The following is a 25878-nucleotide window of genomic DNA, read 5'->3' as shown; positions in this document are numbered from 1 at the left end:
TCATGCCAGCAACGCGCCGGAAAGCGCTTGCCCGATCCGGGATGCGGACAGCCGCGCTTACTGGCCGGGGGCCTTCCCCTTGAGGACGGCGAAGTAGCCGGGGACCGTGCTATCGCCGTCGGCGTCCATGAGGGGGTTTGTTTCGATGGTGGCCGGCCCGTCCTCCACCAGGGTCCAGCGGTCCGGCGGCATGACCCGGGCAAGTTCCTCCGGACCGAAGCGGCCGGGCATGGGCAGTTTCCGGATGGCCATCTCCAGCGGCGCCGGGATGCTCCGCCGTGAAGCTCCCAGATGCGAGACGTATTCCACCGGGTTTCCGCTGAAGTTCGTCTCGGCCAGGAAAACCCGGCCGCGCACACCCACCAGGCGGCGGAGGTTTTCCAGCAGCGCGGCCTGGTCGGCGACGTTCAGGACGTGAAGTACGCCGCGGATGAAAACGTTCGAGTCCATGGACTCAACCAGCCCGGCACACCCGCCGGGCCGCGTCATGTCGCGCGCCAGAAAGCTGACGTTGGTGATGCCGGCGGACTCGTGCCGCGCCCGGGCCACCGCATGGCCGGATACATCGACCCCGATGACCCGCGGGGAGAATGCGGCGAGGGCCCGACTGAAGCCGCCATGCCCGCAGCCCACATCCACCACGGGGAGACTGGAATCAAAGTGCCGGTCCAGAATGCCGCGGTAGCCGAGGAGTTCGTGGTCGGAGCCGGAGTCCCACAACACGTCGCTCTGGGCGCCCGTACTGGCGATCCCGGCCCAATACCTGTCCCAGGCAATCGCCCGGTCCTTTGGGGCAGAGCGGGACAGGCTGAGGAGCTTCGGCAGGATCAGGTACTTGCGCCAGGCTACGGGGATCGACTTCAACGGGGAGGACACCGTTCAAATATAGGCGCCCGGACCGTTGCGGCCTGCGTGCGGGACTGATTGCGGTCAGGCTGTCTCCGGCTGACCCTTCCGCAGCCAGGCCATCGCCTCATCCCTGGCTGTAAAGAAACGCGTGGGGCAGGGCAACTTGTTCAGGCCAAGGATGAAGTTAGCCAGGACCTTGTCAACCGGGGAAGAGCCCAGCAGCGCAATACGGGACGCCTGGCAGGGCCTGCCGAAGACGGTCCGGGCACCGCGGCTGACCTGCGCCGTGGTGGCCATGTCCACCAGCATGGGATGGCGCAGCTCCCCGCACAGTTCATTCACGCCGCGCATCGCTGCCTCGGCGTCAACTTGTGAGATGGACACCCCGCGCGGCCACTTCAACTGGACAACACCCTGCGCGTCCAGTGTCAGATCCGCCTTGGCAGCTTCAGGAGGCTGACTCGTCACTATTACCCCTCCGCAGATCTTTTATAAGCACCAGGTGTGCCCCGTCACCCTACAATGTACTCATTCAGGACTGATCCGGTACTAAATCAACAGCGAGGGGGACGGGGTTGCCTACGGACACGCCACATGTTGCGACTGTGCCATACGTGGCCGTTGTTGCAGACCCCGACGCCGGCCGCCGGGACTTCAGCGCGGCAGCCCTGGAAGCCGGGGGCTTCACCGTCCGCACCGCCGGCAGCGCCGCCGGCCTCAGCGCCCTGCTCGAAGACGGTGAGCCCTCCGTACTCGTCCTGGACAGTTCTCTTTCGGACATCGACGCCGCCGCTCCCGTGCTGGTGCTCGTAGACCTGGACAATCCCGCGGAAGTCAAGGCCGTGGAGCATGCCGGCGTGCGGGACTGCGTGGCCAAGCCGCCCTCGGGCAAGGAACTGGTGCCCCGCGCCACGGCCCTGATCAACCTGGTTTCCCGCCGGGCGGAGGCACGCCAGGAAGCGGAGGCACTGCGGGAAAGGCTCCGCCACGTCTCCGCGGCAATCCGCGGAACCAACGATCCCCAGCTGATCGCCGACTTTGTGGTGAAAGGCTTCGGGGAGACTTTCGGCGCGGACCGGGTCTGGCTGACCACGTTCGACGACTACAGGGTGCCGCGCATTACCGCCCAGTGGCACCGTTCCCGGCTCGCGCCACTGCCTGAAACCCTGTTCGCGGACGTGGACGACGCACGCACGGCCGCTGATCTCCTCTGGTCACGGGCGGAGTCCCTGACCGCGGAAGCTGCGCTGGTGCAGGGCGGCAGTAACGACGTCGTACTGCCCCCGGAACTTGCCTCGCTCGGCGCGGCGGCGTCCGTGGCCGTCGCGATGGGTGAGGGGAGCTCGTCGCTGGGCATCATCTGGATTGCGCTGCTGGACTCGCCGAGGGAATGGTCACGGGCCGAGCTCGGACTGATCCAGCACGTGGCTGGCAACGCCGCCCACGGCCTGATCCAGAGCCACCTGATCACCAGCCAGCAGCAGGTGGTCAAGCAGCTCCGGCAGCTGGACAAAGCCAAGACCGATTTCCTTGCCACGGTCAACCACGAGCTCCGCACCCCGCTGACCTCCATCATGGCGTACCTGGACATGATCCAGGAGAACACTTCCGACCCTGTGTCCACGGAGGTCCATCAAATGCTGGACATCGTGGTCAGGAACACCGAACGGCTGCGCTTGCTGATCGAAGACATGCTGAGCGTTTCCCGCAACGGGCATGAGCTAAGCCCCCTGCAGCTGACACCGTTCCGGCTGGACCGGACACTGGGGATTGTCACCGCCGCACTCACGCCGCTCGCGAAGCTGCAGAACGTCACCATCGCCCTCGCACCCTCGGCTGACAATCCGGAAATCATGGCGGATGAAGTCCAGCTGCAGCAGGTGTTCACCAACCTGGTCTCCAACGCCATCAAGTTCACGCCAAGCGGCGGCCGGATCGACGTCGCCAGCCGCTCGAACACGGAATCGGACGGCAGCCGCTGGGCGGTCATTAGCGTCTCAGACACGGGCATGGGGATCTCCAGCGACGAGATAGCCCATATCTTCACCCGCTTCTATCGCGCGTCAAATGCCATGTCCGGGGCGGTGCCCGGTACCGGCCTGGGACTGGCCATCACGCAGGACATCGTCGACCGCCACGGCGGGCGCATCGAGGTGGCGTCGGAACTGGGGCACGGCACAACGGTCACAGTCGCACTCCCGCTCACCGCCCGGGCATCGCAGAATCCCTGAACCCCCGGAGAGGAGGACACATGTTCGCGGACGATGACCCCAGGCTGTCCCAACTTTTGGAGGGCATAGTCCGGCTTGCCTCCGGCGACCTCCAATCGCGGATTGAAGTCTCACCGGCCCGGGACGAACTCGATGCCATCATCATGGGCACCAACCTCCTGGCTGAGGACCTGCAGATCATCTACGAGGAACTTGAACAGCGCGTTGAGGACCGGACGCAGCTCCTCCATGAAGCCCACCGGGAAATGCAGATGATGGCCATGCAGGATCCCCTCACCGGCCTTGCCAACCGGTCCGCGCTCCTGGCCGCAATCAAGTCCGCCCAGGACGACGACGGCGGGGCTGCCAGCCAGCCCGTGGCATTGCTCCTGGACCTCGATGCCTTCAAATCCATCAATGACACCCTTGGCCATGATGCCGGGGACCAGGTGCTGATCACTGTCGCCAGGCGGATCCGCGACGCTGTCCGGACCACCGACGTTGTGGCCCGGCTGGGCGGGGATGAGTTCGCCGTCGTTATGCCTGCCACAGGAGCGGACCAGGCCGCCGTCGTAGGTCAACGCATCCTCGCCGCCCTAAAGGAGCCGATTGACCTGCCCGACCGGACCATCCGCTGCGGAGCGAGCATTGGGCTCAGCGTCGGGGAAGCCGGCGGGTCGGCGGAGGACCTGCTGATGGAGGCCGACGTTGCGATGTACGCGTCCAAGGCCGAGGGCCAGAACCGGCTCCATGTGTTCGAGCCGGGGCTCCTGCTGGTCCGCCGGCTCCGCAGCCAACTGCTTGATGACCTGCGGGCCGCCGTCAAGGGCGAGGGCCTGGTGCTCCATTACCAGCCGGTCATTGAGCTTGAAACCGGGCGGATCGAAGGCGTCGAAGCGCTGGTCCGCTGGCAGCACCCCACGCGCGGGCTCATCATGCCGGACGAGTTCATCCCCCTCGCCGAGGACGCCGGGCTGATCTCGGAGCTGGGGCTGTGGGTGCTCACCACGGCTGTGGGCCAGCTGCGGCACTGGATCGACGAGGCAGTGGTGGACAGTACGTTTTCCGTCCGGATCAACATCTCGGCAACAGATTTGCAGAGCCTGCAGTTCATCGAAGACGTCCGGGGGGTGCTCAAGGAGACCGGTGTCCGGCCGGAGCAGGTGGTCCTGGAACTGACGGAAGTGGCCATCGTCAGGGGGAATGAACTGGACCGTTACTCGCTGGGCGGCCTCCGCGGACTCGGTGTGGGAATCGAGATCGACGATTTCGGCACAGGCTACTCCTCCATCAGCTATCTTCGCCGGCTGCCTGTGGACCGGGTCAAGGTGGACCGTTCACTGATTGAGGGTCTTGGGACAGACCCCAGCCAGCCGGCACTGGTGGCGGCAGTTCTGCAGCTTGTGCGGGCCTGCGGGCTGGAGGCTGTCTGGGAAGGTGTGGAGACCGCCGAGCAAGCCGAGCAGCTGCGGAACCTCGGCTGCCTCAGTGCGCAGGGATATTACTTCAGTAAGCCGGTTCCGCCCGAACAGATGCGCGGGCTGCTGGCCGAGGCCGCAGGGGAAGTAATTACGGATAATCGTTGAGGGGCTGCGCTTTTGGGCCGTAGCGATATACGATCAACATGCGGCATTCTATTCGCCGCGGCCAGGGGACCGGCCACATCACGCAGCAAATTCCGAAGGCGTCTGGAAATTTGAAAATAAAATGGCCAATGGGCCGTTACTTCGTCACTGGGGGGCGTTGCTAATGACTGTTCGGGTGCAAGCATGGGGAGTTATCGCTGCCGTATTGGCGGATTCGGATCCTGCAGGGGCAGCTATCCGCCAACGCCTTAGCGACCGCCTGGGCGAAAACCCGGGCGTGCCGGAACGGGCGTTGCTGGAATACCTTTTGGAGCGGCGCCAGCTGGACGCCGCACAAGAAGGCGCTGTTGACGCAGCACGCTTTCCTCAGCCCATGAACGCCATGCCGCCACAACTGGTTGAGCGGCTGGACTCGCTGCGGAGCCTCTCACGGATCAGCGCGCTGCTGGAGAAGCAAATGCTCATGACGGCTTTCCAGCCGATTTATGGCCTGGACTCCAAAACCGTGGTGGGCGTAGAGGCATTGTCGCGGTTTGTCAGTGACGACGGCGCCGGCGCCGAACTATGGTTTGCCGAAGCTGCCGCCGTTGGACTTGGCGCCAACCTGGAATTCTCCGCTCTCGGCTCAGCAGCGTCAGCCGCCGCAAATCTCCCGGCGCACCTTTATGTCGCCATGAACATCTCCCCCACGTCCTGCCTCGATCCACGGCTGCCTGAATTGTTTGACCACATCGAGTTGCCGATAGACCGCATTGTGCTGGAATTGACCGACGGAATTCCCGACGAACAATACTCGCATTTCATTTCCGCAATTACTCCCCTGCGGGACCGCGGGCTGCGTATCGCCATCGACGATTCGCACTCCAGCGCCGGCACCCTGAGCCGGATGCTCCACCTCCGCCCGGACTTTATCAAGCTGGGCAGAAGCGTGATCAGCGGTGTGGACCGGGACGCCTCCCAGCGGGCCGTTGCCGCCTGCATGGTGGATTTCGGGACGCAGCTCGGCACTGTCCTGGTGGCGGAAGGCGTGGAAACCGCCGATGAACTGCGTGTCCTGACCGAGCTGGGCTTCAGCGCCGGCCAGGGCTACCTGCTCGGCCGGCCCTCAGTACGGCCGAAGGACTGGGAGTCCTGGAACACTCCCCTCGATCCGGACGAACTTCGGCACCTCACCGCTTCCGAAACCGGGCACGCCTTCCCGGGCCACGGCGGAGCTGACCGGCGCTGATCAGCCGCGGACCTGCGAAGCTGTGTTACTCATCGTGCCCCTGATCGCCGCTCATCTGGTCCTCCATGGGGGGAGTCTCACCCGGCGGCACTCCCCCGCCGGGCTCCAGGCCGGTAACGTTCCCCTCCGCAGGGTCCGGGTTGGCCGAGCCCGCGGAGTCCTTCGCAGGCGGACGGGGCTCCTCTACTGACGCTGCAGGGTTTTCTTCCGGTTGGCTGCTGCTCATGGGACCGGTTCCTTCCTCGGGTCGGCTGCGGCTCTTCCCCAGCTCTGGACTAATTGTAAGCATGCTGATAATTCTGGAGGATAGGCTCCGGCGGGAATTCATTCGGTAGCGCCGGGCTCTCATTTTCAGGAAGGAGCGGTCTGATGGGCATTGGCGACAGCATCAGCAAAGCGGCCGAGAACGCGATGGAGGACCTGGCAGGTACCTCCAAACCAACTGAGGGCACAGACGTCCCGGAGCCAACGGATCCCAACAGCGACGTTGAAGTGCACTCATCGATCAGCGAGGGTTCCAATGCCATGGAAGCCGAGAAGGAGAAGGCTCCTGGCCTGAAACCCGGCAGTGCCACCGGACCGGTGTCCGCCAACCCTGTCTCGTCCGCCAACGAACGCGGGACCACAGATTCCGAGGCCACCGGAACGCCTGATGCTCCCCGCGACGTTCCGGGCCCGGCAGGATTGCCGGAAGGCGATCCAGGCGAGCTTCGCGCCGATCCGGGAGAGGGCGACGAAGACCCGTCCACGGGGCTTGGCCGCGGCTGACCCGGGTTGGCGGGGGTGCCAACGGCGGGCGCTGGGCACGGTCAACTGCCCGGCCACTCGCCCCGCTCCTGCAGCACCTGCTTGAGTAAATCCGCCCGGTCCGTCACGATCCCGTCCACGCCGAGGTCCAGCAGCCTGTGCATCTCTGCGGGCCCGTTGATGGTCCAGACATGGACCACCAGGCCGAGGCGGTGCGCCCGCCGGACGAAGCCCGGCGTGACCACAGGGACGACACCGTGGCGGACCGGAACCTGCAGCGCCTGGACATCGCGCAACGGGCGCCGAAGCACAAGGCGCAGCAGGCCGGCCGGAAGCAGCGGGCCGAGCAGGACGAACAGTCCGTTCGTCACCACCCCCGCCGAGGACGCAACCGGCCGGCTCAGCAGTCTCAGCACCGCCCGGCGTCGGCGGTCCGAAAAACTTGCCACCAGGACCCGGTCGTGGGCCCCGTGCCGTTCAATGGCGGCGGCGAGGCTGCGGATGGAGTCCCGGTCTTTGACGTCCAGGTTCATCCGCGCGTGCGGGAACGCCGTGAGCAGCTCATCGAACAGCGGGACGGGCTCGAGTCCGCCGATCCGGGCAGCTGCCACCTCGGCGGCCGTCAGGTCGGAGATGCGGCCGCGGCCGTCGGTGACCCGCTCCAGGGTGTCGTCGTGGAAGAGCAGCAGGACGCCGTCGGACGTGGTGTGGACATCCGTTTCGAGATGCTGGTACCCGAGATCGACGGCGGCGCGGAAGGCGGCCATCGAGTTTTCGAGGCCATCCAGGGAGAATCCCCGGTGGGCCATGGCCACGGGGCGCGTGGGACGCGAAGCATCGCCGGACGTTTCAAAGTAGGGCCAGGTCACGCTGTGAGCGTACCGGAACCGGCCCACTACGCCTCCTGCAGCACAATCTCCACGTCGTCACTGCAGTGCAGCAGGGTGCGGCCCCGTCCGTCGTCGAGATCCACCCAGATGGCGGTGTGGTCCGAGGTTTTGGCGTCCACGAGTCCGCCGGTTTCGTAACCGGGGCTAAGGAAAACCCGCACGCGGTCGCCTTCTTTCAGCGCTTTCCAGTGGGCGGCCGGTTCTGCCGGCCGCAGCGGTGCGTCGGCCGCGCGTTGGTTGCCGTTCTTTGCCATAACTTCCCCTCAAGCTGTGGATGAGAATATCCACGGCCCACTTTAGGGCGTGAAAGTGAACGTCAGGTGAGCGGAAGCTGTGAAGACCGGCGTGCGTGCCGGGTCAGGAGAATTCCAGCCCCAGCGCTGCGAGCCGTGCCTCAAGGACCTGGGCAACGCCGTCGTCGTCGAAATGCGGCGCCTGCTGCCCTGCGGCGCGGATGGCTGCCGGGTGACCACTGGCCATGGCGTACCCGTGGCCGGCCCAGCGCAGCATCTCGACGTCATTGGGCATGTCACCGAAGGCCACCACATCGTCGGCGTCGATGGCGAGGGACTTGGCGTACTCAGCCAGGGTGACGGCCTTGTTGACCCCGGGCAGGGACAGTTCCAGCATGGCAACGCTGGGGGCGGAGTGCGTTGCGTAGGCCAGGTGCGCCACGGCGGGCCGCACGGCCGCGAGGAAGTCGTCCGGGGTGCCCTCCCGGACGATGGCAAGGAACTTCACGACGGCGTCTTCCGCGGTCAGCGTGTCCGTCAACGGGGCGGGGGTGAACTCGGACAGCAGTTCGCTGGAGCCGTTCTCGATGAAGCCCGGCTCCAGGTGGAACCCGGTGAGGGTCTCTGCGGCGAACAGCGCGGCCGGGCGCAGGCCCTTGATGATCCGCCGGATTTCCCGCACGGCATCCAGATTCAGGGCCTGGGCGGAGACCAGCCGGTCCGCTTCGAGGTCCCACACCACGGCGCCGTTGGAGCAGATGACAGTGCCGGTGTGGCCCAGCTGTTCCTCAAGGGGGTGGAGCCAGCGCGGCGGACGGCCGGTGACAAAGACGAGTTCGATGCCGGCGTCCCGGCAGGCGTGGAAGGCGCGGATGGTGCGGTCACTGATCTTTCCATCGTGCCCAAGGATGGTTCCGTCAATATCACTTGCTACCAGCCGCATGCTGTCAGTCTACGTGGGGCGGCGGGCAGGCCGAACCGGCGGCTTTGGCTTGGGCGGAGGGTTCGTTGGTGTCGTCCCGAGACGTTTTCTTACTCTCCGCGGCGCCGTATTGAGCCTGCGCTACGTCCGGTGAACGCCCGTGTCCGGAACCGTTGTGGCGGGTCAGGGCCGTCCGTAATCTCTTTTCAACACCTCCCCCAGCAAAGGAATTCCAGTGAGCAATCCCCACGACCACAGTCCGCAAAACCAGCCGGCTTCCACCCGTATTGTGGCCGGGCAGGCAGCAACTCCGAAGCGGCCGCTGGGCCTGAAAGTCGGCATTGTGGCCGGCGTCCTGGCCCTGATCGGCGGCGGCGTTGCCGTGGCCTCGGCCGTCAACAACAACGCTGTCGCACCTGCCGCGTCCGTTGCGGCTCCGGGCAATGCCGCCGCCGAGCTGAAACTGGGCTACTTCGGCAACGTCACCCACGCCCCCGCCCTTGTGGGCGTCAGCCAGGGTCACATCGCTGACGAACTGGGCGAGACCAAGCTCAGCACGCAGGTCTTCAACGCCGGGCCTGCCGCGATCGAGGCCCTGAACGCCGGTGCCATCGACGCCACGTACATCGGCCCGAACCCTGCCATCAACTCCTTCGTCAAGAGCGGCGGGGAATCGGTGAACATCATCGCCGGCGCGGCTGCGGGAGGTGCTCAGCTGGTGGTCAAGCCGGAGATCACCTCGGCCGCTGACCTCCGCGGAAAAACCTTGGCCTCACCGCAGCTTGGCGGCACGCAGGACGTGGCGCTCCGCGCGTGGCTGTCTTCGCAGGGGTACAAAACCAACGTTGACGGCAGCGGCGACGTCGCCATCAACCCCACCGAAAATGCGCAGACCCTGAAGCTGTTCCAGGACGGAAAGCTCGACGGCGCGTGGTTGCCGGAACCGTGGGCGTCCCGCCTGGTGCTGACCGCCGGAGCGAAGGTGCTGGTGGATGAAAAGGACCTCTGGGACGGTTCGCTCTCCGGCAAGGCCGGCGAATTCCCCACCACCATCCTGATTGTCAACAAGAAGTTCGCCGCCGACCACCCGGACACGGTCAAGGCCCTCCTCCGCGGCCACGTGAAGTCAGTCGAGTGGCTGAATGGGGCGGCCGCCGGCGAGAAGGCCACCGTCATCAACGCGGCACTCAAGGAAGCAGCCGGAGCCGAGCTCAAGGGCGACGTGATTGAGCGGTCCCTGCAGAACATCGTCTTTACCGTGGATCCGCTGGCCGGAACCTACCCCAAGCTGCTGAAGGACGGTGTGGAGGCGGGCACCACCAAGCAGGCTGACATCAACGGCATCTTCGACCTCGCGGCCCTGAACGAAGTCACCGGAGAGAAGACCTCGGCGGCCGGGCTGGGCAAGGAGTAGGCTCCGACACCCCTCGGGCCGGCCAAGCCCGTCGAGTGGCGAGCTCTCGGCGCCAAGCGCCGGTCTTAGCGCCGAGAGCTCGCCGCTCGAAATATCCGGCGCCGGACCGGGTGCCGGGCGTGCCCCTGTAGCGTCAGTGTAGTGTCGTCGGCAACGACAGTATGGGGGTACTGCTTAGATGTCACAGTTCAAGCCGCACGGCCATCGCCGCTGGTGGATCGTGGGTGTGGTCCTCGTTGTTGTGGCGCTGGCTGCGGTCCCGGCTGTCGTCATCGGGCAGCACATGTTTGAGGACGCCACCGGTCGGACAACAGTGGCCTAAACGCAGACGGCAGTGAGCGTACCGTCTACTGGCGCGACTACCCGGGCCTGGCCGGGGTTGATACGCAGCAGGTCCTGGAGGGCCCGACGCCCCAGGAGGGATTCGAGGCCGGACAGGCCATGATTGCTGAGATTGAGCTCGCCCTGTCGGCCGAGTTCGGGCTTGAATGGGCTCCGCCGGCTGATGCTGATGCCAGCCCGTTCAACAGGCCAATCGAGAACCACTTCGGAGGCCGGTCGCTGCTCACGAATGTGAACGGGCCGGAATCCCAGAGCACATCCGTGCCGCAGGCGTGGGCCGACAAGCAGCGTGCACTCAGCATCATCGGGGAAGTCAGCAGCCGGTACGGCTATTCGGCACCGGAAATCAATGGCCTGGAACGCTGGTCTTCGGAAGACCGCATCCGGGACCTGGGCGGGCTCACCCCGGACAAGCAGGTCATCGTTTCCGGGATGGCACCCGGTCCTGCCGGTCAGTGGCTTTCCGTCCGGTTCCAGGATCTGTCAAAGGATACAAACGGCACCTTCGCTGACCGGCTCCGGCCGCCCCAGGGATCCCAGTGGCAGCTAAACACCGTGGCACTGAGTTACGGGGCAAATGGCCTGCTCGCCGCTGAAGACCGGAACGAGTTCGAGTCCCGCCTCGAACCCTTCCGCGGGCTCACCCCGCCCGAACCGCTTGAGAGCTGACGGGCTGAGGGGGCGTCGGGCCGAGGGGCAGTACGCCAGGCCCGTCGAGCGGCGAGCTCTCGGCGCTAAGCGCCGGTCTTAGCGCCGAGAGCTCGCCGCTCGATCAGCCAACCCCCTATTGCTGCTGCCGCTTCACCATCTCGGTGATCCAGGAGGGCGCGAATGGAGAGGTGCAGTTCGGCGGCGTCGGGTAGTCCTTGAGCACCTGCAGGCGCTCCCCGATGTCCAGGGCGCGGGCCCGGTACCCGGCGTGCTCAATGCCGATCTGCGCCAGGCAATGGTTCATGGCCCACTGCAGCCGGTCCGGGGCGGCCTGCATCTCCGCCTGGATGATGTCCAGGAGTCCCGGCAGGTCGAGGCCCTCGGGCTTTTTCACCACACGGTCGCTGGTCAGAGCCCAGCCGGCACTGGCCACCACCGGATCCCGGTCGGTGAACCAGAGCTCACGCAGGGCCTCGGCGTGCGGGCTCTTCTTCACAACATAGTTCACCAGCCAGTCCTGCACTTTGGGCGTCCCCGCCTGGCGCAGCATGGCGTCCAGCTCAGCACTATCGAACGCCTTCGGCCGGCAGATCAGCAGGGCCAGCAGCCGGGCTGCTGTGTCCCCGGTGGCCCACAGCTCAAGCGCGAGGTCCTGCTGTGTCTTCAGCCTCTTGGCCACTGCCCGCAGCTTGCCGAGGTTTACCCCGTGGTCGTCGCCGTGTTTGGCGTTCACCTCACGGGCCCTCGGGTCTTCGAGCGCTGCCAACTCGGCCAACACCTCATCCAACGTCGTCCCTGCCGCTGCCGTCGTCCGGTCCACCTCGGTCTCCTGTCCATCGTGTGGACTTCAGCCTACGACGGGCACGCCGCCGAAAGCGCAACGGGTCCCGCAGGTAGACTGGATGGAGGTGAGCCGGGAAGTCTGGTCGGCATGATTTTGTCGAGCCTACTTAAGGACGCCTCCTGTGAGCCAAAACCGCCGTACTCCACCCCGCATTTCCGTCTTCGGACGGGGAAGTTACGCCGAATCGTTGAGAATTGGCGAGATTCTCCGGAAAGAAACCGTCGGCGGGGCGTTGCTCGTCGCAGGCGCCATCATTGCCCTGATCTGGGCAAACTCTCCCGCCTCGGAAAGCTATTTCTCCTTACGGGACTACCGGGTCGGCTATGAGCCCTGGCATCTGGAGTTGAGCCTGGGTGCGTGGGCAGCGGACGGCCTGCTGGCTGTTTTCTTTTTCCTGGTGGGTCTTGAACTCAAGCGCGAATTCGTTGCCGGTGACCTCCGCCGGTTCAGCACGTCAATTGTGCCCATCGCGGCGGCAGCGGGAGGTGTGGCCATCCCCGCCGTGATTTATGCCGTGGTTAATGCTGCCAGCCCGGAAACGCTGCGGGGCTGGGCCATTCCCACGGCCACGGACATAGCCTTCGCTGTGGCAGTACTGGCCATTATCGGGTCACACCTCCCCAGCGCTCTCCGGATCTTCCTGCTGACGCTGGCCGTTGTGGATGACCTGATAGCGATCAGCATCATCGCAGTGTTCTACTCAAGCGACATCCAGGCGGGACCGCTGCTGTTCGCGTTGGTTCCTTTGGCCCTCTATACCTTCCTGGCCCAGAAGTACCGACGCTTCTTCGGCACCAGGGCCGCCGCTGCCTGGGTCATCCTGCTTCCTTTGGGAGTGGCCACCTGGGCGCTGGTACACGCGTCCGGTATCCACGCCACGGTGGCGGGGGTGCTGCTGGGATTCGCCGTGCCGGTGATCCGGTCCAAGGCAAGCGGCGGTCCGGCCGCCGGCCCCGGCCTTTCCGAAATCTTCGAACACCGGTTCCGGCCGATCTCTGCGGGTATTGCCGTCCCCGTCTTTGCCTTTTTCTCGGCCGGCGTCTCGGTCGGCGGCTGGGAAGGCCTCGGTTCTGCGCTCACCGACCCGGTGGCGGTGGGCATCATCCTTGCGCTCGTCCTGGGCAAGCCGGCCGGCATCCTGGGAACCACGTGGGTCCTCACCAAGGCAACCAGGGCGTCCCTCGACAAGTCGTTCAAGTGGATCGACATTTTTGGCGTGTCCCTGCTGGCCGGAATCGGCTTCACTGTCTCCCTGCTCGTAGCCGAGCTGAGCTTCGGACACGGCAGCCTGTATGACGACCATGCGAAGGTTGGCATCCTCACGGCGTCACTGCTCGCAGCCGCCCTTGCCTCCATCGTCCTGAGCACACGAAACCGCCAATACAGAATCGCGGAAGCCGAGGAAGCCGTCGATTCCGACCACGACGGCATCCCTGACGTCTACCAGGCTGACCGGCGCCCCTAAAAGGGCGCAGGAGCCGCGACTCCGCGCTTACTCCTCGGGAACCGCGTTCAGTTCGGCCCGTGTGGGCGGGTTGGCGCCGGGCCTGGAGACGGTGACGGCGGCCGCGCGTGAAGCGTGGGCAAGGAGCTCGGCAAGCCCCTCGGCCGGAAGCTCACGCAGGTCCTTTCGGTTCTGCGCGCCATCCAGGCCGCGGTCAACGATGCCGGAGAGCAGCGCAGCCATAAAGGAATCGCCGGCGCCAACGGTGTCAGCGACCTCGACGTCCGGCGCGGGACATGCCGTCTCGCCCGCGGCGGTGATCCCCCACGGACCGGCCGCGCCCCGGGTCACCACCACCACCGCCGGCCCTTCCTCACCGCCCAGGGACAGCCAGCGGCGGGCCGAGTCCAGCGGATCCACGCCCGGGTACAGCCATTCCAAGTCTTCATCCGAGGCCTTAACTACATCCGCCAGAGACGCGAACTTCTCCGCCTGCTTCCGCGCATAGTCCACATCGGTAATGATGCTGGGGCGGCAATTGGGGTCGAAGCTGATGGTGGCGGACGGGTGGGCGTACTCGACGGCGGCGAGCACCGCCGTCGCGCCCGGCGCCAGCATGGTGGCGATGGATCCGGTATGCAGCAGCGTGGTGCCCTGCAGCATAAAGGCGAGCCGGTCGGCCAGGTGGGGAAGCTCCCAGGCGAGGTCGAACGTGTAGGTGGCGGCGCCGTCGTCGTCTATCAGTGCCGTGGCCACGCTGGTAGGCAATTCGTCGGGGCCCTGCGGCAGCATCACCGAACTGGTGCGCAGGTGGGCGGCAACCGCGTCCCCATAGGCATCGCGGCCGTAGCGGCCGATGAACTGCACCGGGTGGTCGAGGCGGGCCAGTCCCACCGCAACATTGAGCGGGCTGCCGCCTACATGGGCTTCGATTCCGGAGGCGCGCTGGACAACGTCAACAAGGCCCTCGCCAATTACAGTGAGCATGGTCATACTCTGCCAGAGAAGCGGCCTGGCCACGCAGGTTTGTTACTCATCACCTACCATAGAGATATGACATCCCATGTCCTGCCGATGGCGGCCGCTGTGCCCGACGTCGAACACGTGCTCGCAGTCCGGGGCGCCGGCGGCTACCGCCAATACAGGATCCCCGCACTCGCCGTCTCGCGGGAGGGCACCGTCCTGGCTGCCTATGACGGCCGCCCCAACCTCGACGACCTGCCCAACCCGATCGACCTCCTGCTCCGGCGCAGCACCGACAACGGCAGGACGTGGGGGCCCCAGCAGGTGGTGCGGACCGGCGGCGGCCTCAACGGCTACGGCGATCCCAGCCTCTTGGTGGACGTGGACACCGGCCGGATATTCATGTTCCACGCGGCCGGAACGTGCGCCGGCTTTTTCGAGGCCGCGCCCGGACTGGAGCCGGACGACCAGGTCCAGCACTGCGACCTTAGCTTTTCCGATGACGACGGCCTGACCTGGCAGCACCGCCGGATCACCGCCCAGCTCAAGCTCCGGCCGCCGGTGCGCCCGGATGAGCCCGTCATCACCGGGATCTTTGCGGCGGCGGGCCAGGGCATCCAGGTCCACACAGGGCCTTTCAGCGGCCGGCTGGTGCAGCAGTTTGTGGTCCTTGCCGGCGGCGGGATCATGGCCGCGTCCGCTTTCAGCGACGACCATGGCGAGAATTGGACGCTCGGGGAGCTGATCGGCGCCGGCACCCACGGCTTCAGCCCGAACGAAAACAAGGTTGCCGCCCTCGCGGACGGCCGGCTTCTCCTCCACAGCCGCGGTACACCGCGCCGACTGTCCGCAACGTCCGACGACGGCGGCGCCACCTGGAGTGCGCTGGTCCCCATTGAGGACCTCCCGGACCCGGGCGACAACGGTTCCCTGGTCCGCTTCGACGGCCGGCCTTCGGTGACCTCTTTTGCCGGGGAAGAGACCGGTTCGTGGCTGCTGGCCACGAACAACCACGACACGGCCCTGCGACGGAACACGGTCCTGAGCCTGTCCACTGACGATGGGCGCAGCTGGCCGGCCAAGCTGGTGCTGTGCCCGGGAAGCTCGGCCTATTCGACGGCCGCCCGTCTTCCGGACGGCAACATCGGCGTCCTGTATGAGCGGCAGGGCTACCGGGAGATTGTGTTTGCGTCCGTTCCCGCGGGGCAGTTGACCGGGCAGCTCACCGGGCAACTCAGCGGGGGCCTTTCAAGCACCGGCGCGGCCGACGGTGAGGGCTCTCTGCCTGGCGAGGACGCCCTCGTCTTCGACATGGAGCTCCGCTCCATCACCCCCTGCCGTCCGCCTGTCTGGCAAAACGCGGGCGACTTCTACGTGATGCCGGCCGGCGGAGACGAATGGGGCGTGCACACCTGGAAGGAAATCGGCCAGGGCTACACGGCCGAAGCGGCTCAGGTGATCGGTACCCGGGAAGCGCAGGACCTCAACTACGGCCCCATTATTCCGGGCTATAAAACCGGCGACATCCTTGCCTTTACCGGCCGCGCCCGCAACGACGGACCCTCGCTGCTGACGGGCGCCCGGCTGTCCGGACCCGGCGCGGACGCCTTCGCCCCAGCGGATCTGGGCCCCGGCGAGGAAGCCCTCTACTTCACTCCGGGCTACACCGTCACCGAGGCGGACGTGGCACTCGGCAGCGCGGACGTGGTGTTCGACGTGACCGCCACGCGCGGCACCACAGCCGTGCGCCGCCGTCGGGCGTTCAGCTTTGACACCCGCACGGGGCGCGTCAGCACGTCGGACTGAGAGAGCGTCCGCCCAAAACCCACATTAAAAGAGAGAGCGTCCGGGAAAAACCCGCATTAAGTGAGAGAGCGTCGCGCGGGAGGGCGGGGGCGGCGCTTGACGGGAGGCTGTGATGCGACTTACAGTCATCCTACGAGCTCGGACGTCCTACATCCGATAAACCTTCTGGAATGGCGAGGCTTTAATGAACAACATCACCAAGAATCTGCCGCTGGTCAATGACGCCAGCCGCCGGAACTTCCTCAAGCTGACCGGCGCCATGGGTGCCGCCGCAGCATTCACCGCCTCAGTTGCCGCCTGCGGCAGCCCGGCCCCCACCACCACCGGAAGCTCCGCGAGCGCCGCTGCAGTGAACAAGGACCTCACCATCGAGGCGGGCATCTCCTACGCCCTCTCCACCGGCTTCGACCCGCTAAGCTCCTCCGGCGCCACGCCGATGGCCGCCAACCTGCACATCTTCGAAGGCCTCATCGAACTGCACCCGGCCACCCGCGAACCGTACAACGCCCTCGCCGCGGCAGACCCCAAGAAGGTCAACGACACCACCTACCAGGTGACCATCCGCGACGGTGCCACGTTCCACGACGGCACCCCGGTCACCACCGAGGACGTGGCCTTCTCCTTCACCCGCGTGATGGACCCGGCCAACAAGTCGCTGTTCTCGCAGTTCATCCCGTTCATCCAGGACGTGAAGCCCGTCGACGCCAAGACGGTCGAGTTCACCCTGAAGTACGCGTTCCCCGGCTTCGGCCCCCGCATCTCCGTGGTCAAGGTCGTCCCCAAGGCCTTGGCCACGGACCTCAAGGCCTTCGACGCCGCGCCCGTCGGCACCGGCCCCTACAAGCTGATCTCCGCCGTCAAGGACGACAAGATCGTCTTCGAAGCCTTCGCCGGCTACAACGGCCCCAAGCCGGCACTGGCCAAGGGCATGACCTGGCTCCTGCTCTCCGACGCCGCAGCCCGCGTCACCGCCGTCCAGTCCGGCCGCGTCCAGGCCATCGAAGACGTTCCCTATCTGGACATCGACGGCCTCAAGTCCAGGGTCAAGGTTGAATCAGTCCAGTCCTTCGGGCTCATGTTCCTGATGTTCAACTGCAACAAGGCACCGTTCAACAACAAGCTGGTCCGCCAGGCCCTGCACTACGGCCTGGACAAGGACGCCATCATCAAGAAGGCCCTGTTCGGCAACGCCAAGCCCGCCAGCTCCTACTTCCAGGAAGGCCACCCGGACTACGTCAAGGCCAAGAACGTCTACGGCTACGACGCCAAAAAGGCTGAGGACCTGCTCAAGGAAGCCGGCGTCACCAACCTCGAGTTCGAGCTGCTGACCACCGACACCGCCTGGGTCAAGGACGTCGCCCCGCTGATCCTCGAGTCCTGGAACAAGATCCCGGGCGTGAAGGTCACCGTGAAGAGCATCCAGTCCGGCGCCCTGTACACGGACCGTGTCGGCGCCGGCGATTACTCCGTGGTTGCCGCCCCCGGCGACCCGTCAGTCTTCGGCAACGACGCAGACCTGCTTCTGAGCTGGTTCTACTCGGGCGCCACCTGGATGGAAAAGCGCGCCTACTGGACCGCCCCGGAACGCACCAAGCTGCAGGAACTGATGGATAAGGGCTCCCAGGCTTCCGGAGCTGACGCCAAGAAGATCACCGGCGAAATTGTGGACCTCGTCTCCGACGAACTCCCCCTCTACCCGATCTTCCACCGCCAGCTGCCCTCCGCCTGGGACGACAAGAAGCTCAACGGCTTCAAGCCGCTGCCCACCACCGGCATGTCGTTCATCGACGTCGGACGCACCTCCTAAGCAGCCCCCTTCCGTTGCGAGGCCTGCCCTGCGCCCCTCATCCCCCGGGGAACAGCGCCGAGCAGGCCTCGCACCATTTTGAACTGCAGCACCCCAACACACCGGAGAACAAATTGGTCACGATATTGCGTCTGCTCGGCCGCAGACTCGCAGCACTGCCATTGATGATCCTGGGCATCACACTGCTCGTCTTCCTCGTCCTGCAAGCCGCCCCGGGCGACCAGGCCAGCTCCGCGCTCGGCGATGGCGCCTCAGAAGAGGCGAAAGAGCAGTACCGCCAGGAGAACGGCCTTAACGATCCGCTGGTCCTCCAGTACGTCAGCTTCCTCGGCAAGCTGCTGCAGTTCGACCTCGGCGTCACCACCCCGCCGGCCAAATCAGTGGCCTCGATGATCGGCTCCGCGTTCCCCCTGACGCTCCAGCTGACCTTCCTCGGCGTCCTCATCGCCATCGTCCTGTCCCTGACGTTCGGCATCCTCGGCGCCCTCTACCGCGACAAGTGGCAGGACCAGCTGGTCCGGGTCTTCTCGATCGCCGCGATCGCCACGCCGTCATTCTGGCTGGGCATCCTGCTGATCCAGTGGTTCGCCCTGGGCGCCAGCCCGATGTTCCCCTCGGGCGGCATCGCGACGCCGGAATCCGGCTTCGGCGGCTGGCTGAACTCCATGGCACTCCCCGCCCTCGCGCTCGGCATCCCTGTCTCGGCCTCGCTGATCCGCGTGGTCCGCACCTCGATGGTGGAGGAACTGGACCGGGACTACGTCCGCACCGCCATCGGCAACGGCGTCCCCTACCGCGAGGTCGTTTCCAAGAACGTCCTCCGCAACGCACTGGTGACTCCGGTGACCGTGCTGGGACTGCGCGTGGGCTACCTGCTCGGCGGCGCCGTCGTGATTGAAATGATCTTCGCCCTGCCCGGCATGGGCCAGCTGATCCTCAACGGCATCACCAACCTGGACGTCAACCTGGTCCAGGGCGTGGTGCTCACCATCTCCGTCACCTTCGTTCTGGTGAACATCGTGGTGGACCTCCTGTACTTGCTCATCAACCCCCGAATCAGGACGGTATAGCTCATGCGCAGCAAGCTTGCTGAACGGCTGAGTGCCCCGGGCATCCGCTTCAAGGCCCTCCCGTGGGGCTCCCGCATCGCCCTCCTCTTCCTCATCACGATTGTGCTCGCGGCCGTGTTCGCCCCGGTTATCGCCCCGCACGATCCGCTGGAAACCTTCATCCCGGCCACCCCGCCCGGCGCCGAGCACTTCTTCGGCACCGACCGCCTGGGCCGCGATATCTTCTCCCGCATCCTCTTCGGCGCGCAGTCCTCGCTGATGATCGGCCTCGGCGCCGTCCTCCTCGCCATCCTGGCAGGTGCCCTCCTGGGCTCCCTGGCCGCGACCTCCAGCAAGGCCGTGAACGAACTGATCATGCGCCTGATGGACATCCTGATGGCGTTCCCGGGCATCGCCCTGGCCGCGGTGCTGCTGGCCGCGTTCGGCAACTCGGTTCCGACCATCATCATCGCGATTGCCATCATCTACACGCCGCAGCTGGCCCGCGTGGTCCGCGCCAATGTGCTCTCCCAGTACGGCGAAGACTACGTCCGTGCCGAGCGCGTGATCGGTGCCGGCCGCTTCTACATCCTGCTCAAGCACATCGTCCGCAACACCGCCGCCCCGGTGCTGGTGTTCGCCACCGTGATGGTGGCCGACGCCATCATCCTCGAAGCCTCGCTGTCCTTCCTGGGCGCCGGCGTCCAGGACCCCGCACCGTCCTGGGGCAACGTGATCTCCTACGGCCGCAACCTGGTCCTGTCCGGCGGCTGGTGGGCCACCACCTTCGCCGGCCTCACCATCCTGCTCACCGTGCTGTCCCTGAACATCCTCGCCGAGGGCCTCACCGATGCCATGGTGAACCCGAAGCTGCGCAAGGCACCCGTTGTGAAGGACGACGACGGCACCGCAGCCGCCGTGTCCGGCGCTGCGGTGGGTGCCGCCGTTGACACTGAGGTGGCCACCTCGGTTGCCCAGCCCTCGGTGGTGGAGGAGCACGAGCTCGACGGCGTCCGCGCCGCCTACGGCGACGTCCTCACCGAGGAGCGCTACACCGAGTCCGCCATCCTCTCCGATCCGAAGCTGGCGACGGCCAACCCGCACCTGCTGCTGGACAGGGAACTGGAACTGCTCGCAGCCATCGAGGCCAAGCGCACCGACCGCCTCCCCCAGGTCCCGGCGGATGCCCGCAACGTCCTGGAGGTCAGGAATCTGTCCATCCGCTTCCCCGGCCGCTTCGGCGACACCGCGATCGTGGATAACGTCTCCTTCACCGTCCGCGAAGGCGAAACCATGGGCCTGGTGGGCGAATCCGGCTGCGGCAAGTCCATCACGTCCCTCGCGGTCATGGGCCTGCTGCCCAAGACCGCTGTGGTCACCGGGTCCATCAGGTTCGACGGCAAGGAACTCCTCGATCCGGCCACGAAGCACAGCAGCGTCAAGGCCTACGAGGGCCTGCGCGGCGAGCAGATCGCCATGGTCTACCAGGACGCCCTGAGCTCCCTGAACCCGTCCATGAAGATCAAGGACCAGATGGCGCAGCTGACCAAGCGCGGCGGCCGGAAGACCCCGGCGGAGCTGCTGGAACTGGTCAAGCTTGATCCGGTCCGGACACTCGCCAGCTACCCGCACGAGCTCTCCGGCGGGCAGCGCCAGCGTGTCCTGATCGCCATGGCCCTGTCCCGCTCGCCGAAGATCGTCGTCGCCGATGAGCCCACCACCGCCCTGGACGTCACCGTCCAGAAGCAGGTTGTGGACCTGCTCAACGAACTGCGTGAGCAGCTCGGCTTCGCCATGGTGTTCGTCAGCCACGACCTTGCCCTGGTGGCCTCCCTGGCCCACCGCATCACGGTGATGTACGCCGGCCAGGTGGTCGAATCCGCGCAGGCTTCCGAGCTGCTGCAGAACCCCAGGCACGAATACACGCGCGGCCTGCTCGGCGCTGTCCTCTCCATCGAGGCCGACGCCGTCCGGCTGCACCAGATCCCCGGCACCGTCCCGTCCCCGCGCGACTTCGCCCCGGGCGACCGCTTCGCCGCCCGTTCACTGCGTGCCGACGCCGATCCCAACCAGCAGCTGGTCCTCACCGCGGTTTCGTCCGCACAGGGCGGGGATGCCGACCACTTCTGGGCGAGCCATTTGAAGGAGGATGCAAAGTGAGTGAATCAACCGGCAAGCCGGTCATCGAGCTCAAGGACGTGAAGGTCTACCACCACGCGCGTGGCGGCGGGCTGTTCCGCCCCAACATCGTCAAAGCGGTCGACGGCGTCGACTTCAGCATCAGCCGCGGCGAGACCGTGGGCATCGTGGGTGAGTCCGGCTGCGGCAAGTCCACGCTCGCGGCAGTGCTTGTGGGGCTGCAGACCCCGACGTCGGGCGACGTGCTCTTCCACGGCAAGCCCGCCATCAAACGGAACGCACACATGCGCAAGGAATTCGGCCGCTCCGTGTCCGTGGTTTTTCAGGACCCGTCCACGGCCCTGAACCCGCGCATGACAGTCCAGGACATCCTCACCGACCCGCTGCAGATCCACGGCATCGGCACCGCGGCAACCCGCGCGGCCAAGGTCAAGGAACTGTTGGCACTCGTAGGCCTGCCGCAGTCCGCGGCCGAGGTCACGCCGTCGCAGGTTTCCGGCGGCCAGCGCCAGCGTGTGGCGATCGCTCGCGCCCTGGCGCTGGATCCGGACATCATCGTGGCGGACGAGCCGACGTCGGCCCTGGACGTTTCGGTGCGCGCGCAGGTGCTGAACCTGCTGTCCGACCTGAAAACCCAGCTGAACCTCGGCATGGTGTTCATCTCGCACGATATCCAGACCGTCCGGTACGTCTCCGACCGCATCTGCGTGATGTACTTCGGCAAAATCGTCGAACAGGGCACCGCCGCACAGGTCTTCGACAGCCCCACCAACGACTACACCAAGAAGCTCCTGGGCGCCGCCCCAAGCCTGCTCCATATCTAACACTTCCCTTTATCAGTACCAACCAACGGAGAATTCTGTGTCTACCCAGTTCCAGGGCGTCATCCCGCCCGTCGTCACCCCCCGCCACGCCGACGGCAGCATCGACACGGCGTCGCTGACCAACGTCACCAAGCACCTGCTCGACGGCGGGGTGGCCGGGCTGTTCGTCCTGGGCTCCTCCGCCGAGGTCCCCTACATGACCAACGCCGAGCGTGAACTGGTGGTCAGCACCATCGCCGCCGCCAACGCGGGTGCGGTGCCGCTGATCGTGGGCGCCAACGAGCAGACCACCAACCGCGTGATCGAAGAGGCGCGCAAGGTGGTGGACCTTGGCGCCGACGCCATCGTGGTCACCTCCATGTACTACGCCATCGGCAACGCCGCGGAAACCGAAACCCACTTCCGCACCATTCACGCCGCCGTCGACACCCCGATCTTCGCCTACGACGTCCCGGTCCGCACCCACTTCAAGCTCCCCACCGACCTCCTGGTCCGGCTGGGCCGCGACGGCGTGATCGCCGGCGTCAAGGACTCCTCCGGCGACGACGTCTCCTTCCGCCAGCTGGTCCTGGCTGCTAAGGACATCCCCAACTTCGACATCTTCACCGGCCACGAAGTAGTTGTGGACGGCGCCCTTCTCGGCGGCGCCCAGGGCGTTGTCCCGGGCCTCGGCAACGTGGACCCGGCCGGCTACCGGCGCCTCTTCGACGCCGCCCAGGCCGGCGACTGGGCAGGCGCGGCCCGCGAACAGGACCGCCTCGCCGACCTCTTCGAGATCGTCTACACCCCCAACGGCCGCGTCTCCGGCGGCGCGGCAGGACTCGGCGCCTTCAAGACCGCCCTCCAGGTCATGGGCATCATCGAGTCCAACACCATGAGCGTGCCGATGCTTTCCCTGAACGACGACGAAACGTCAGCAATCCGCGGCATCCTGGAACGCAACGGGCTCGTCTAGTCAGCCGCGTTGGGTTGGCACTGTGAGGAAGAAAATGACGTACGCGATCGGTGTTGACCTTGGGGGCACTAAGACTGCTGCCGGGGTTGTTTCCGGGGACGGGACGGTCCTGTTTTCGGAGACCATTCCGACGCTGAACCGGGACGGCGGGGACGCCATTTTGGATGCTACGGCGGCGCTGGTTTCTTCGCTCATGTCCAAGGCTCAAGCAGAGGGCCTGGAGGTGGCGGGGGTCGGTGTTGGTTCTGCCGGTGTGATTGATGCCGGGCGCGGCGTGGTGGTTTCGGCGACTGATGCGATCCTTGGGTGGGCCGGAACGGAGCTGACGGCTGGCTTGGCGTCGCGGCTCGGTTTGGATCCGGCGGCCGTGCGGGCGGTGAACGACGTCCATGCTCATGCAACCGGCGAGGCCTGGAACGGGGCCGCCGCGGGGACGGCAAGTTCGCTCCTGGTGGCCTTCGGCACCGGCGTCGGCGGCAGTTTTGTGCTCGACGGGCAGCCGGTCCTGGGGCACCGGTACGTTGGCGGGCACGTGGGCCACTTTGCGTCGCCGTACGCGTTCCACGATGGCGAAGCTGTTCCCTGCGTCTGCGGCGGAACCGGGCATGTTGAGGCCATCGCCTCCGGTCCCGCTATCCGGGAGGCATACCTGCGACTCGGCGGCGCGTCACCTGCAGCCGACGCGCGGGCCGTGTTCGGCCACGCCGGACACGGCGATGCAATCGCTATCCAGGCCGTGGGCAGGGGCGCCGCCGCGGCCGGCCAGGCTGTGGGCGGCCTCGCCAATATCCTGGACCCGGAAGTGGTGGTGGTGTCCGGCGGACTGGCCGACGCCGGGGCCCCCTGGTGGCGCCCGATGGAACGCGCCCTCCGAGCCGAACTCCTGCCCGCTTTGGCCGGACTTCCCGTTCTCCCCGCTAAACTCGGCAACGCAGCCGCCATTGTGGGCGCCGCGCGGCTGGTCCTCACCACAGACTCCTAATCCACTCCCGTATCCAGAGGAATTCACCGTGATCCTGACCCCCGAAGCCCTCGAAGCACTCCGCGGGCAGCTCATCGTTTCCTGCCAGGCGTACCCGGGCGAGCCTCTGCGCGATCCCCGCACCACGGGACAGATGGCCGCATCGGCCGTTATTGGCGGGGCTGCGGCGATCCGCGTCCAGGGGCTGGCCGACGTGCAGTTCACACGGACCGCCGTCGAGGTTCCCGTCATCGGGCTGTGGAAGGACGGGCACGACGGCGTCTTCATCACCCCCACCCTTCGGCACGCCCTGGCCGTGGCGAACGCCGGCGCACACGTGGTGGCGATCGACGGCACCCGCCGCCGGCGTCCCGACGGGCTGACCCCGGCGCAGACCGTTGCCGGGATCCACGCCGAATCGCACGCTCTGGTCATGGCGGACTGCGGCTCCTTCGACGACGCCGCTGCCGCCGTCGAGGCCGGGGCTGACCTGATCGGCACCACGTTGTCCGGCTACACCGGCGAGCGCCCCAAGACCGACGGCCCGGACCTCGAATTGATCGAGCAGATCGCCGCAGCGGGGTTTAGTGCGCCGCTCATTGCCGAAGGCCGCCTCCACACCCCCGCGCAAGCCAGGCAGTGCCTCGATGCGGGCGCCTTCGCCGTCGTCGTCGGAACAGCCATCACGCATCCGGCCACCATCACCGGCTGGTTCGCGGAGGCCTTGACGTGACACCACAGGCTGCGAACCCCGGCAGCTACCTGCTGGCGGGCACGGTCCTGACAGACGGACTGTCCATGGACAACGCCGTCGTAGCGGTTGCGGGCGGACGCATTGCGTATGTGGGACCGCGCGCCGGGCTGGACGCCGCCCTCTCTGACCTCGAGGAACTCGGTCTGCCGCCGGGCAGCATGATCCTGCCCGGCCTTGTTGACCTCCACTGCCACGGCGCTGCCGGCGGCGACTTCCCCACCGGCGACAGCCAGGCCGCTCGGACCGCTGTGGACTTCCTGCACCGCAGCGGCACCACCACGCTCCTGGCCAGCCTTGTGACCGCTGACCGGACGGATCTGCTGCGGGGCCTGGAAACACTCCGGCAGCTGGCAAACGAGGGGCTCATCGCGGGCATTCACTCTGAGGGCCCCTTCCTGTCCCACGCACGCTGCGGCGCGCAGGACCCCCGGTTCCTGCGCGACCCCGACGTCGGCCTGCTCGGCGAGCTGATCGACGCGGCCGGCGGATACCTGCGCACCATGACCTTCGCCCCGGAACTGCCCGGTGCGGACGCCGTGGTGCGGATGCTCGCCGAACGCGGCGTCACGCCGTCGCTGGGACACACCGATGCGGATGCGCGGACGACGGCGGCCGCCCTCACCGAGGCGGCGGAACTGCTCGCGGCGTCCGGACTGGACACAGTGTCACGCCCCACGGTCACGCACCTGTTTAACGGGATGCCTCCGCTGCACCACCGCAGCCCCGGCCCGGTCGCCGCCTGCCTCCGGCTGGCAGGATCCGGAACGGCCGCCGTCGAGCTCATTGCCGACGGCGTGCACCTTGACCCTGAGACCACCCGGATGGTGTTCGACCTGGTGGGGGCCAAAAACGTGCTCCTGGTGACAGATTCGATGGCCGCCACCGGACTGCCTGACGGCGATTACGAGCTGGGCCCCCAGTCCGTTTCCGTCAGCGGCGCCGTGGCGCGGCTCCGGAGCAACGGATCCCTGGCGGGCGGGACGGCCACCCTGCTCGACGTTGTGCGGCGAACGATTGCAGCCGGCGTGGACCCGGCCGCCGCCGTCCGGTCCGCCACCGCGGTGCCGGCCGCGATCATCGGCCGAAAGGACATTGGCAGCCTCCGCGCAGGGATGCGCGCCGACGTCGTGGCGGTGGACCGGGACTTCCGCCGGGTCATGGTCCTGCGCGAGGGGCAGTTGCTGAACGCGTAGGCGTTCACGGATGGCGCCTGCCGCAGCTCGTTCGATAACCGCAAAGCATGTTCTAATATGGGACTGC

The 25878-nt window shown here is 66.5% G+C and carries 25 protein-coding genes; 17 read left to right on the top strand and 8 right to left on the bottom strand.

Translation table 11 applies throughout. From position 1 onward, the window contains the following. Positions 1-57: 57 nt before the first annotated feature. Both IDT60_RS00900 and IDT60_RS00895 read right to left on the bottom strand, forming a co-directional pair. Positions 58-876 carry a class I SAM-dependent methyltransferase gene (locus tag IDT60_RS00900; protein WP_223883838.1) on the bottom strand — a complete coding sequence of 273 codons (819 nt, stop codon included), beginning with the start codon at positions 874-876 and terminating at the stop codon, positions 58-60. 54 nt (positions 877-930) lie between these two features. Beyond that, on the bottom strand, positions 931-1317 hold the full coding sequence (locus IDT60_RS00895) for an STAS/SEC14 domain-containing protein (protein ID WP_191080530.1): 387 nt from the start codon (positions 1315-1317) through the stop codon (positions 931-933). Between the two features lie 146 nt (positions 1318-1463). Between IDT60_RS00895 and IDT60_RS00890 the strand changes: the two genes are divergently transcribed. The 3 genes from IDT60_RS00890 (at position 1464) to IDT60_RS00880 (ending at position 5873) form a co-directional block, all read left to right on the top strand. After that, complete coding sequence (locus tag IDT60_RS00890; protein ID WP_223883837.1) at positions 1464-3080, top strand: ATP-binding protein; 1617 nt, start codon at positions 1464-1466, stop codon at positions 3078-3080. 20 nt (positions 3081-3100) lie between these two features. Beyond that, entirely contained in the window at positions 3101-4645 is a 1545-nt protein-coding gene (locus IDT60_RS00885; protein WP_191080528.1) for a bifunctional diguanylate cyclase/phosphodiesterase, read from the top strand. Positions 4646-4820: 175 nt separating this feature from the next. Continuing rightward, positions 4821-5873, top strand: a complete 1053-nt coding sequence (locus IDT60_RS00880; protein WP_223883836.1) for an EAL domain-containing protein — start codon at positions 4821-4823, stop codon at positions 5871-5873. A 25-nt stretch (positions 5874-5898) separates the two neighbouring features. On the opposite strand, the gene IDT60_RS00875 is transcribed toward IDT60_RS00880, so the two are convergent. After that, positions 5899-6099 (bottom strand): DUF6480 family protein, encoded by a 201-nt coding sequence (locus IDT60_RS00875; RefSeq protein ID WP_191080527.1) that lies wholly within the window; start codon positions 6097-6099, stop codon positions 5899-5901. A gap of 143 nt (positions 6100-6242) precedes the next feature. Between IDT60_RS00875 and IDT60_RS00870 the strand changes: the two genes are divergently transcribed. Then, positions 6243-6641 (top strand): hypothetical protein, encoded by a 399-nt coding sequence (locus IDT60_RS00870; RefSeq protein ID WP_191080526.1) that lies wholly within the window; start codon positions 6243-6245, stop codon positions 6639-6641. 41 nt (positions 6642-6682) lie between these two features. Here the strand turns inward: IDT60_RS00870 and IDT60_RS00865 are convergent, their stop codons facing one another. The 3 genes from IDT60_RS00865 to IDT60_RS00855 all read right to left on the bottom strand — a co-directional run bounded on the left by IDT60_RS00865 (position 6683) and on the right by IDT60_RS00855 (position 8686). After that, positions 6683-7429: a glycerophosphodiester phosphodiesterase gene (locus IDT60_RS00865; RefSeq protein WP_191081767.1), complete on the bottom strand. Its 747-nt coding sequence runs from the start codon at positions 7427-7429 to the stop codon at positions 6683-6685. Between the two features lie 86 nt (positions 7430-7515). Further along, a complete protein-coding gene (locus IDT60_RS00860; RefSeq protein ID WP_164203156.1) occupies positions 7516-7764 on the bottom strand; it encodes a hypothetical protein in 249 nt (82 codons plus the stop codon). A gap of 103 nt (positions 7765-7867) precedes the next feature. After that, the gene (locus tag IDT60_RS00855; protein WP_191080525.1) at positions 7868-8686 is read right to left on the bottom strand and encodes an HAD family hydrolase; all 819 of its coding nucleotides are present in this window, start codon (positions 8684-8686) and stop codon (positions 7868-7870) included. Positions 8687-8900: 214 nt separating this feature from the next. Between IDT60_RS00855 and IDT60_RS00850 the strand changes: the two genes are divergently transcribed. The 3 genes from IDT60_RS00850 to IDT60_RS00840 all read left to right on the top strand — a co-directional run bounded on the left by IDT60_RS00850 (position 8901) and on the right by IDT60_RS00840 (position 11090). Then, positions 8901-10079 carry an ABC transporter substrate-binding protein gene (locus tag IDT60_RS00850; RefSeq protein WP_191080524.1) on the top strand — a complete coding sequence of 393 codons (1179 nt, stop codon included), beginning with the start codon at positions 8901-8903 and terminating at the stop codon, positions 10077-10079. A 178-nt stretch (positions 10080-10257) separates the two neighbouring features. Further along, positions 10258-10401: a hypothetical protein gene (locus IDT60_RS00845; RefSeq protein ID WP_191080523.1), complete on the top strand. Its 144-nt coding sequence runs from the start codon at positions 10258-10260 to the stop codon at positions 10399-10401. 119 nt (positions 10402-10520) lie between these two features. Further along, positions 10521-11090, top strand: coding sequence for a hypothetical protein (locus IDT60_RS00840; protein ID WP_191080522.1), 570 nt, complete (start codon positions 10521-10523; stop codon positions 11088-11090). 115 nt (positions 11091-11205) lie between these two features. Here IDT60_RS00840 and IDT60_RS00835 read toward each other — a convergent pair whose 3' ends face one another. Beyond that, positions 11206-11892: a DNA alkylation repair protein gene (locus tag IDT60_RS00835; RefSeq protein ID WP_191080521.1), complete on the bottom strand. Its 687-nt coding sequence runs from the start codon at positions 11890-11892 to the stop codon at positions 11206-11208. 145 nt (positions 11893-12037) lie between these two features. On the opposite strand from IDT60_RS00835, the gene nhaA reads away from it, so the two are divergent. Further along, positions 12038-13381 carry a Na+/H+ antiporter NhaA gene (gene nhaA / locus IDT60_RS00830; protein WP_191080520.1) on the top strand — a complete coding sequence of 448 codons (1344 nt, stop codon included), beginning with the start codon at positions 12038-12040 and terminating at the stop codon, positions 13379-13381. 27 nt (positions 13382-13408) lie between these two features. On the opposite strand, the gene IDT60_RS00825 is transcribed toward nhaA, so the two are convergent. Beyond that, positions 13409-14347, bottom strand: coding sequence for a carbohydrate kinase (locus tag IDT60_RS00825; protein WP_191080519.1), 939 nt, complete (start codon positions 14345-14347; stop codon positions 13409-13411). Positions 14348-14413: 66 nt separating this feature from the next. On the opposite strand from IDT60_RS00825, the gene IDT60_RS00820 reads away from it, so the two are divergent. From IDT60_RS00820 to IDT60_RS00780, 9 genes are all read left to right on the top strand, one after another. After that, a complete protein-coding gene (locus tag IDT60_RS00820; protein ID WP_191080518.1) occupies positions 14414-16129 on the top strand; it encodes an exo-alpha-sialidase in 1716 nt (571 codons plus the stop codon). A gap of 184 nt (positions 16130-16313) precedes the next feature. Beyond that, complete coding sequence (locus tag IDT60_RS00815) at positions 16314-17936, top strand: ABC transporter substrate-binding protein (RefSeq protein WP_191080517.1); 1623 nt, start codon at positions 16314-16316, stop codon at positions 17934-17936. Positions 17937-18049: 113 nt separating this feature from the next. Next, a complete protein-coding gene (locus IDT60_RS00810) occupies positions 18050-19006 on the top strand; it encodes an ABC transporter permease (RefSeq protein ID WP_167525093.1) in 957 nt (318 codons plus the stop codon). Positions 19007-19009: 3 nt separating this feature from the next. Then, positions 19010-21145 carry a dipeptide/oligopeptide/nickel ABC transporter permease/ATP-binding protein gene (locus IDT60_RS00805; protein WP_191080516.1) on the top strand — a complete coding sequence of 712 codons (2136 nt, stop codon included), beginning with the start codon at positions 19010-19012 and terminating at the stop codon, positions 21143-21145. Next, positions 21142-21948 (top strand): ATP-binding cassette domain-containing protein, encoded by an 807-nt coding sequence (locus IDT60_RS00800; RefSeq protein ID WP_191080515.1) that lies wholly within the window; start codon positions 21142-21144, stop codon positions 21946-21948. The genes IDT60_RS00805 and IDT60_RS00800 overlap by 4 nt, the downstream gene beginning before the upstream one ends. 37 nt (positions 21949-21985) lie before the next feature. After that, a complete protein-coding gene (locus IDT60_RS00795) occupies positions 21986-22903 on the top strand; it encodes a dihydrodipicolinate synthase family protein (protein WP_191080514.1) in 918 nt (305 codons plus the stop codon). A 34-nt stretch (positions 22904-22937) separates the two neighbouring features. Beyond that, the gene (locus IDT60_RS00790) at positions 22938-23885 is read left to right on the top strand and encodes an ROK family protein (protein WP_191080513.1); all 948 of its coding nucleotides are present in this window, start codon (positions 22938-22940) and stop codon (positions 23883-23885) included. Positions 23886-23913: 28 nt separating this feature from the next. Next, positions 23914-24597, top strand: a complete 684-nt coding sequence (locus tag IDT60_RS00785) for an N-acetylmannosamine-6-phosphate 2-epimerase (protein ID WP_191080512.1) — start codon at positions 23914-23916, stop codon at positions 24595-24597. Between the two features lie 65 nt (positions 24598-24662). Continuing rightward, entirely contained in the window at positions 24663-25811 is a 1149-nt protein-coding gene (locus tag IDT60_RS00780) for an N-acetylglucosamine-6-phosphate deacetylase (RefSeq protein WP_191081766.1), read from the top strand. The last annotated feature ends 67 nt before the right edge of the window (positions 25812-25878 follow it).

Source organism: Pseudarthrobacter sp. BIM B-2242 (genome assembly GCF_014764445.1).
Lineage (GTDB): Bacteria > Actinomycetota > Actinomycetes > Actinomycetales > Micrococcaceae > Arthrobacter > Arthrobacter luteus_A.
This window is presented reverse-complemented; position numbering and strand designations above follow the sequence as displayed.

Excerpts from the sequence above, each read along its gene's own strand:
- IDT60_RS00840 (WP_191080522.1), top strand. The coding sequence starts at position 10,521 with ATGATTGCTGAGATTGAGCTCGCCCTGTCGGCCGAGTTCGGGCTTGAA.
- IDT60_RS00820 (WP_191080518.1), top strand. The coding sequence starts at position 14,414 with ATGACATCCCATGTCCTGCCGATGGCGGCCGCTGTGCCCGACGTCGAA.
- IDT60_RS00825 (WP_191080519.1), bottom strand. The coding sequence starts at position 14,347 with ATGCTCACTGTAATTGGCGAGGGCCTTGTTGACGTTGTCCAGCGCGCC.
- IDT60_RS00845 (WP_191080523.1), top strand. The coding sequence starts at position 10,258 with ATGTCACAGTTCAAGCCGCACGGCCATCGCCGCTGGTGGATCGTGGGT.
- IDT60_RS00865 (WP_191081767.1), bottom strand. The coding sequence starts at position 7,429 with ATGGCCCACCGGGGATTCTCCCTGGATGGCCTCGAAAACTCGATGGCC.
- IDT60_RS00790 (WP_191080513.1), top strand. The coding sequence starts at position 22,938 with ATGACGTACGCGATCGGTGTTGACCTTGGGGGCACTAAGACTGCTGCC.
- IDT60_RS00885 (WP_191080528.1), top strand. The coding sequence starts at position 3,101 with ATGTTCGCGGACGATGACCCCAGGCTGTCCCAACTTTTGGAGGGCATA.
- IDT60_RS00875 (WP_191080527.1), bottom strand. The coding sequence starts at position 6,099 with ATGAGCAGCAGCCAACCGGAAGAAAACCCTGCAGCGTCAGTAGAGGAG.
- IDT60_RS00815 (WP_191080517.1), top strand. The coding sequence starts at position 16,314 with ATGAACAACATCACCAAGAATCTGCCGCTGGTCAATGACGCCAGCCGC.
- IDT60_RS00855 (WP_191080525.1), bottom strand. The coding sequence starts at position 8,686 with ATGCGGCTGGTAGCAAGTGATATTGACGGAACCATCCTTGGGCACGAT.
- IDT60_RS00780 (WP_191081766.1), top strand. The coding sequence starts at position 24,663 with ATGGACAACGCCGTCGTAGCGGTTGCGGGCGGACGCATTGCGTATGTG.
- IDT60_RS00805 (WP_191080516.1), top strand. The coding sequence starts at position 19,010 with ATGCGCAGCAAGCTTGCTGAACGGCTGAGTGCCCCGGGCATCCGCTTC.
- IDT60_RS00870 (WP_191080526.1), top strand. The coding sequence starts at position 6,243 with ATGGGCATTGGCGACAGCATCAGCAAAGCGGCCGAGAACGCGATGGAG.
- IDT60_RS00860 (WP_164203156.1), bottom strand. The coding sequence starts at position 7,764 with ATGGCAAAGAACGGCAACCAACGCGCGGCCGACGCACCGCTGCGGCCG.